Here is a 6,955-nt window from a genome sequence, read left to right as displayed (position 1 = left end):
GAGCGTGTCAAGTATTTTGTGTGTGGGGCTTTCGGTCTGAGTGTTTATAGGTAGTTCGTAAAGCGTTCGGGATAGGCCACGGCCATTTGGTTGATGGCTTGTTTCCAGTTGGTGACTTTCCTGCCTTCGATGAGTCTTCCGCTGGTCGCGGCGGCTTTTCGACCTTCTTTAGCTCGTTTGGCCGCGCGTTTATCTTCGATATTGCAGATCATCAACCACAGCGTCTTAATCGCGGAATCATCATTGGTAAACTGCACGCGGTTGCGAGTGGCTTTACGCAGCTCGTTATTCATCGACTCAATGGAATTAGTCGTATAGATGACCTTTCTGGCCATGGGTGGGAACTGCAGAAACGGCACGAACCGCTCCCACGCATCGGACCAGACTTTCACTGATTGCGGATATTTCTGGCCCAATTCTGATTCGGCGAATTCATCCAACGCTGCGCGCGCGGTTGACTCATCTGGGGCAGTGTAGACCTTCTTTAATGCCGCAGATACCGCCTTACGGTCGCCATAAGCCACCCACCGATTCGCAGCCCGAATCAGGTGCACGACACAGGTCTGCACCATCGAATCCGGCCAGGTCGCTTCGACAGCTTCCGGCAAACCCTTCAAACCATCGCAGCAGACGATGAACACGTCCTGGATACCGCGGCTAGCTAAGTTTGCGCATACATGTGCCCAAAAGGATGCGCCTTCTTCTTTCGCCAACCAGATGCCCAGGATGTGTTTGATACCGTCCATATCCACCCCGATGGCCAAATACGCGGACTTATTGACCACGCGCCCACCGTCACGGACTTTAATTCGTAGCGCATCAAGAAATATCACCGGGTAGAACTCGTCTAACTGCCGGTTCTGCCACATCATGACCTCATCTAAGACAGCATCCGTGACTGCTGAAACTGTCTCATGGGAGATATCAACTTTCATGGCTGTGGCCATATGATGCTGAATATCACGAACGGTCATACCCCCGGCATACAAACTGATGATCATGTCATCAACATCAGTCAGCCGCCGAGAGCCTTTCGGCACCATAGTAGGCAAAAACGTGCCTTCACGATCCCTAGGCACAGTGACATCAACCGGACCATAGTTCGAATCAACCTTTTTGACATAGGAACCATTGCGGTAATTATCGCCGCCACCGGCCGCTTTAGCCTCACGATCGCCTTTGGAATACCCCAGGTGAGCATCCATTTCCGCTTCCAGGCCGCGAGTGACCGAGGCCTGCAACAAGCCACGCACTAAATCATTAGCATCCGTTGCTGTTGAGCCGAGCTCGTCAATAAGCTTGGCTATCTCCGGGTTCGCCAGCAGCTTTTGCTCGATTGCTTTGATCTTCGCGGAATCTTCCGGGTCTCGTTTCGCCACAGAATCCATTATGGTTTATCTCCTTCATGTAAGGGAAACCCCTCACACACAAACCATTAGACACTCTCTGATGCGATGAAATAATAATTGCCAATGTCACCTTAAACAATGCCCTAAATCCCAAGCAGTACTTTGTATACGGAACCGCGGTACCAACTACCCCAAAACGGCAAGGATGAGGGCGAGGAACCCTCATCCAAGGCCGCCCCGTCAAGCGGAACGCCCCTAACGACAATTTGGAAAACTTCTACAAACTAGCTGTATACGGCATACAGCACCGCGAAAACAAACATGGGCTATAACAGTATCGACAACGAACCATGCCGCTCGTTCATCGCCACCAAGTCGCTTCAAACTAATCGCTTCGAACAAATAGAGGCCTAGTTGGAATTGGGTGGCTCTTACCCATAAGCCGATACCCACGAGAGGCTTCAGCTGCTTTCTGAGACACAACGCGGTGGGAACTCGCCACTCTGATTAGAGAGGGATTCTCATGATTGGATGGTGACCGTATATAATTTGCTTCCCGAGTAGTCCTAACCTTTCTTGAAAACGTTGTTTAAGTGACTACGAACTGCACTGACGGACTTCCAGTCCTTCTCTGTATAGGGGGTGAAGCCAAATCTGGAAAGCTTGGTCCAGAAGTCTCCCATGAGTGCTGGTTCCATATGCTGATGCTTGTCCCAATTAATTTTTTGCATGAATGAAAAGTCATGCGAACGAGCAAAATTGATTGATGCCTCTGGCACCTGATCAAATATTGGCTCAATAAGATGGCCTTTGTCTTGGGAATATAAAGCGAGGGCACCAAGGGATGTTGTGTACGAAGATTCGAAAGATACTGGTGAGTTCCATTCATGCTCTGCGGGTGGTATCGATTCCAATATTTTTGAGTCAGATGTAACTGCGTGAATCAGGGCAATCTTAAGAAAACGCTTGCGATCTCGTTTTCCGGCCAACGATTCTATGGAGTCTCCTAAGAGATCCGGATAAGCCAATGTCATGAGCTTTGCGGTACCAAGTTCGGTAATTCCATTAGTGTATGGAGCATCGATGAAGCCAAGATTTTCTAGAGGTGCAAGTTTGACACGGCTTGGCCCAGCCGATTGGAACTCGGTACCTAAGATATTCCCAAACGTATGGTACCGGGCACCGAGGTAGCTCCGCGTAAGTATCGCGCCAATTGCCATGAATCCCCAGTGATTTCTTGCAAACGACGTCGGCTGATCTGGAATACGTCGTGCATTCGTAGTGATCGTTATCGGCGCGAATTTCTTAAAGAATTCCGCTTCACGTGTAAACCATCCTCCGAAATCCAGTGAAACTAGGTGAGTATCGTCAGGCATCAGTGCCTTTGCAGCCATGGAGTCGAAGCCTCCTGAGAAGCTCAGAATGTTTCCATCTGTGAACTCAGAGTTTTCGACAGGAGCAGAATGCACTGCATTGACTTCTGCACCAGTGAATTTTGCGATATGTTCGACCGTGTTACTTGGAACTTCAAAATCAAACTCGATGTGTGAATATTTCTTACCGCAAAGTGTTGACAGTGCATGAGCTATTTCTTGTGAGGACGGTTCGATAGCTCTGTCAAATTCGAAAAATAGGGAGTGTTCTTGTTGTGCTTCCTCGATGACAACATCGACACGGTTTTTCCCAACCTCAAGGTTTTTGAAGTGAATTACGGATGAATCAGCCATTCCATTCCTTTCTATTTTATCGATGTTTGAGGTAGGGGCAAGGAGTAGTGAACTGGAGATATTATTGGAAAAATCTAGGTTTGGAGTTTGCTGCTCCACGCTGTTTGTGAAATAGCGAACGATATCTTGCGTTACTTCTCTCATCTGTCCATGAGTCGTGTAACGGTGAAGATTGATCGATGGGGAGGTGTTAATTTCCAGTACTACGGCGGTTTCCGGATCGGAAATGTCGCTTACAAGTAGGTCGACACCAGCCGTTTCGAGGTCTGGAATTGCTTTACGTGCATTGATAGCAATCTCAAGAATTTTTGGATGTACAACGTCCGACACCTCGACCAAATAAGCACCACTGACTGGCAGGCCAAATGGGTTCACGAATACAATCTCTTCAGCAGCGGGGATTGCGGTACCATCGGAATATCCCTGCTTATTAATGAAATCCCAATCTACAACGAGTCCGAGTTGCTTGGCTCGGTAGTGCTTGTTTCTGGCTTCGATTGAAGCCTCAATTAGTGAATCGAGCGAATCTGTACCATTGCCAACTACAAATGGTTGAACGCGTGCTACAAGGCTAGCAACTTCGTTTCCAAGCACGAATGCGCGAAGCTCGACTCCTTTCACGAATTGTTCAAGAAGAATGTGAGAGTTTGGTTCAGCTTCGCTGGCAGCAATGTCCCATGCATGTTCGAACTCTTCCACGTTAGTAACACCTACTGTAACCCCATGCGAACCGCCTGAATTGGTTGGTTTTACTACTGTAGGCTTGGGCAAAAGGTTAAAAAATGCTTTTGCAACTTCTTTATCTTCCAGAGCAAAATCTGCCCCACCAGGAGTTGGAATTCCTGCAAAGTCCAGCATTCGCTTGGTTAAATGTTTGCGCTTGCAAATTATTTCAGTTGTTGGAGGGTGCTTGAAAACCTTGGCCGTAGTCATCTTAAGACTCGTTTCGCCATCGGGAGAAACCAGTCTATGTCGTTTGGTTTTCTCTCCTTCTGGAGTGACGTCTTCTACGTACCAATGCCGAGCTTGAAACCCTTCAACGATGGGTTTGATTGCTGACTTGGTAGTCTTTAGGTTATTCAATGGAAGTTCGTTTCGGAGCATGTGCTCTCGCACGAACTTTTCGATTGAAAGGTACTCGTTTAGCAAAGTTCTACTTCCTATATAGGGATTGACGTAAATAGATGGATGCATGCAGGCGCAACCGTTTATTGTATTTTAGACTAACTGGGCTTTCTCAGAAGGAAATTCACAGGTATCGATATTCCGCTGGTTACGCCGATTAATCTACATCTGGCAGGTTGTGTTTATGTCTCAAATCATCTTGGAATTGTTTGAGGAATAAGGCGTAGTAAGTTTCAATCCTCGCCTGGGGTCTAATTAAAGAACCCCTTAATTGTTAAACCTTATGTCTGAGGATTCTATTGAATTCTGTGGATTGGAATTCGAATTTAATAAGCTAAAACTGGAGTTTGCTGCTCAGATCTGCCATCGATTCGGTCAGTCACGCTGGAAGAAATCGCGGGTGTAGATTTTATCCTGAACATCAGCAAGCTCGCTTGAGTGGCGATTGGCGACGATGACATCGCAGCGCTGCTTGAACTCGTCGAGATCGCGGATTACTTCCGAGTTGAAAAATTCATCTTCATCTAGGTTTGGCTCGTAAACAACTACAGGAATGCCCTTGGCTTTGATGCGCTTCATAATTCCCTGGATAGAGGAGGAGCGGAAGTTGTCGGAGCCGGATTTCATCGTCAAGCGAAAGATTCCGACAGTCTCTGGCTCGCGGTGCAGGATGTCATTCGCAACAAAGTCTTTGCGAGTCGTATTCGCATCGACGACCGCAGAGATGAGGTTCTGCGGCACGTCTTGGTAGTTAGCCAAAAGCTGTTTGGTGTCTTTCGGCAAGCAGTAGCCACCGTATCCAAAGGATGGGTTGTTGTAATGGCTACCGATTCGTGGGTCGAGTCCAACTCCTTCAATGATCTGGCGAGTATCGAGCCCACGGATTGCGGCATATGTGTCAAGCTCGTTGAAATAGGCTACTCGCAGCGCAAGGTAAGTGTTAGAAAATAGCTTAATGGCTTCAGCTTCGGTGGAGTCTGTTAACAGGATGGGGACGTTTTCATCCTTCGCACCCTCAGCCAGGAGATCCGCAAACGTTCGTCCGGTTTCGCTTTGATCGCCGACTACGATGCGAGATGGGTGAAGGTTGTCGAAGAAAGCGCGGCCTTCACGAAGGAATTCAGGGGAGAAGAAGATTGTCGAGCCTGGGTACTGTTGCTGTAGTTCTTCAGTGAAGCCAACCGGAACTGTCGATTTAACAGCGATACGAATCGACGGGTTGATGCTTAGCGCAACAGAAATTACATCCTCGACGCTTGAAGTGTTGAAGAAATTCGTATCAGGGTCGTAATCCGTTGGAGTAGCAATAATGAGGAACTCAGCATCTTGGTATGCCAACTTGGAATCTGTAGTTGCGGTTAGTGTTGCAGGCTGTGTAGAAAGATAATCCTCGAGCTCAAGGTCTTCAATGGGGGACTGATAGTGATTGACGAGGTCAACACGCTCTTCATTGATATCTACTGCAACTACTTCGTAATTCTGTGAAAGTAGTGCGGCATTAGACATGCCCACATAGCCAAGGCCAGCGACAGCAATTTTCATGAAAGTTCAGTCCTCCATTAAGAGACAAGTTCTTGGATTGGGATATCGAACTAATGGTACCCGTGTTAGAGCAATGTAGCTTCTTAACCAACTGAAGTGCCCCGAGTTTTGTTCCTAGGCGTTTGCCTTGATTTCCATTATTTCCTGTGGCGGGGTCTGCTTCCAAAATTCGGTTTCCACCTCGACCGGAGTTCGGTATCCCAAGCTTTGGTGGAGCCTAGTCTCGTTCCACCATGACACCCACTCGAACGTCGCGATTTCTACCTCGATCACGTCATCCCACCTGCGGGTATGGATCAGCTCGTTCTTGTAGGAGCCGTTAACGTTTTCGGCCAGAGCATTGTCGTAAGAGTCGCCGACACTTCCGGTGGAAGCGGCAATCCCGTGCTGGGCAAGTCGCTCGTTGTAGACCACGCTGACATACTGCGACCCGTGATCCGAATGGTGAATGAGACCTGTTGTTTCCTCAGCACACACGATCGCCTGGTTGAGAGCTTGCAGTGGCAGTGCTTCGGTCCGCATCGAGTCTGATAACGCCCACCCAACAATCCGTCGGGAGTAAACGTCGGTGACAAACGCGGCATACACAAAGCCTTTCTTCGTGCGCACATACGTAATGTCGGCCACCCACAGTTTATTCGGACCCTGGGCTTTGAATTCACGCTCGACTAAGTCTGGGCGCAGATCAGGCGTGTTAGCTTTTCGGGTTGTGATAGGTGATCCGCCTTTGCCTTTGCCAGAAACACCGGCCAAGCGCATCAGCCGGGCGGTTTGTTCACGACCGATATCAATTCCTTCACGGCGAAGCGCATGCCACATTTTCCGCACACCGTAAACACCGTAATTATCCCGATGAACAGCACTAATGCGATCAACCAGCGCAGCATCGCGAAGGCGACGAGCACTTAATCCACGGGCCTTGGATTGGCGATACCCACGCGAGGTGATAAACCCACCAGCCCGGTTATTTTTCAACGTCTTACAGATGAACTCGACGGAGAAACTACTCCGGTATTCATCGATGAACCGGATCATTTCCGACGTTTTGGGTCGAGTTCCGACGCGAAAAAAGCTGAGGCAGCCTTCAGAAGTTCATTGGTGTCGCGGAGCTCTTGATTTTCACGGCGTAGCCTCGCGTTTTCGGCAGCCAAATCTTCGGGCACGGGTTCTGGGATGTTTCCTGCACGGCGGGCCTGCTGGGTCCATTGACGA

At 48.8% G+C, this 6,955-nt stretch carries 4 protein-coding genes and 1 pseudogene; all 5 read right to left on the bottom strand.

The genetic code is table 11. The annotated features are described in order from the left end of the window. Window positions 1-44: 44 nt before the first annotated feature. Complete coding sequence (locus tag ACG98I_RS13770) at window positions 45-1,388, bottom strand: IS256 family transposase (protein ID WP_394719581.1); 1,344 nt, start codon at window positions 1,386-1,388, stop codon at window positions 45-47. Between the two features lie 527 nt (window positions 1,389-1,915). Continuing rightward, on the bottom strand, window positions 1,916-4,180 hold the full coding sequence (locus ACG98I_RS13765; protein ID WP_394721110.1) for a hypothetical protein: 2,265 nt from the start codon (window positions 4,178-4,180) through the stop codon (window positions 1,916-1,918). A gap of 396 nt (window positions 4,181-4,576) precedes the next feature. Beyond that, window positions 4,577-5,743 (bottom strand): nucleotide sugar dehydrogenase, encoded by a 1,167-nt coding sequence (locus ACG98I_RS13760; RefSeq protein WP_394721109.1) that lies wholly within the window; start codon window positions 5,741-5,743, stop codon window positions 4,577-4,579. 114 nt (window positions 5,744-5,857) lie between these two features. Beyond that, complete coding sequence (locus ACG98I_RS13755) at window positions 5,858-6,778, bottom strand: IS3 family transposase (RefSeq protein WP_394719950.1); 921 nt, start codon at window positions 6,776-6,778, stop codon at window positions 5,858-5,860. Further along, window positions 6,775-6,955, bottom strand: a pseudogene (locus ACG98I_RS13750) (transposase); the annotation flags it as partial. The gene ACG98I_RS13755 and the pseudogene ACG98I_RS13750, both read right to left, overlap by 4 nt.

This window comes from Corynebacterium sp. L4757, assembly GCF_043673995.1.
In the GTDB taxonomy this organism is placed as follows: domain Bacteria; phylum Actinomycetota; class Actinomycetes; order Mycobacteriales; family Mycobacteriaceae; genus Corynebacterium.
This window is presented reverse-complemented; position numbering and strand designations above follow the sequence as displayed.

Excerpts from the sequence above, each read along its gene's own strand:
- ACG98I_RS13770 (WP_394719581.1), bottom strand. The coding sequence starts at position 1,388 with ATGGATTCTGTGGCGAAACGAGACCCGGAAGATTCCGCGAAGATCAAA.
- ACG98I_RS13765 (WP_394721110.1), bottom strand. The coding sequence starts at position 4,180 with ATGCTCCGAAACGAACTTCCATTGAATAACCTAAAGACTACCAAGTCA.
- ACG98I_RS13760 (WP_394721109.1), bottom strand. The coding sequence starts at position 5,743 with ATGAAAATTGCTGTCGCTGGCCTTGGCTATGTGGGCATGTCTAATGCC.
- ACG98I_RS13755 (WP_394719950.1), bottom strand. The coding sequence starts at position 6,778 with ATGATCCGGTTCATCGATGAATACCGGAGTAGTTTCTCCGTCGAGTTC.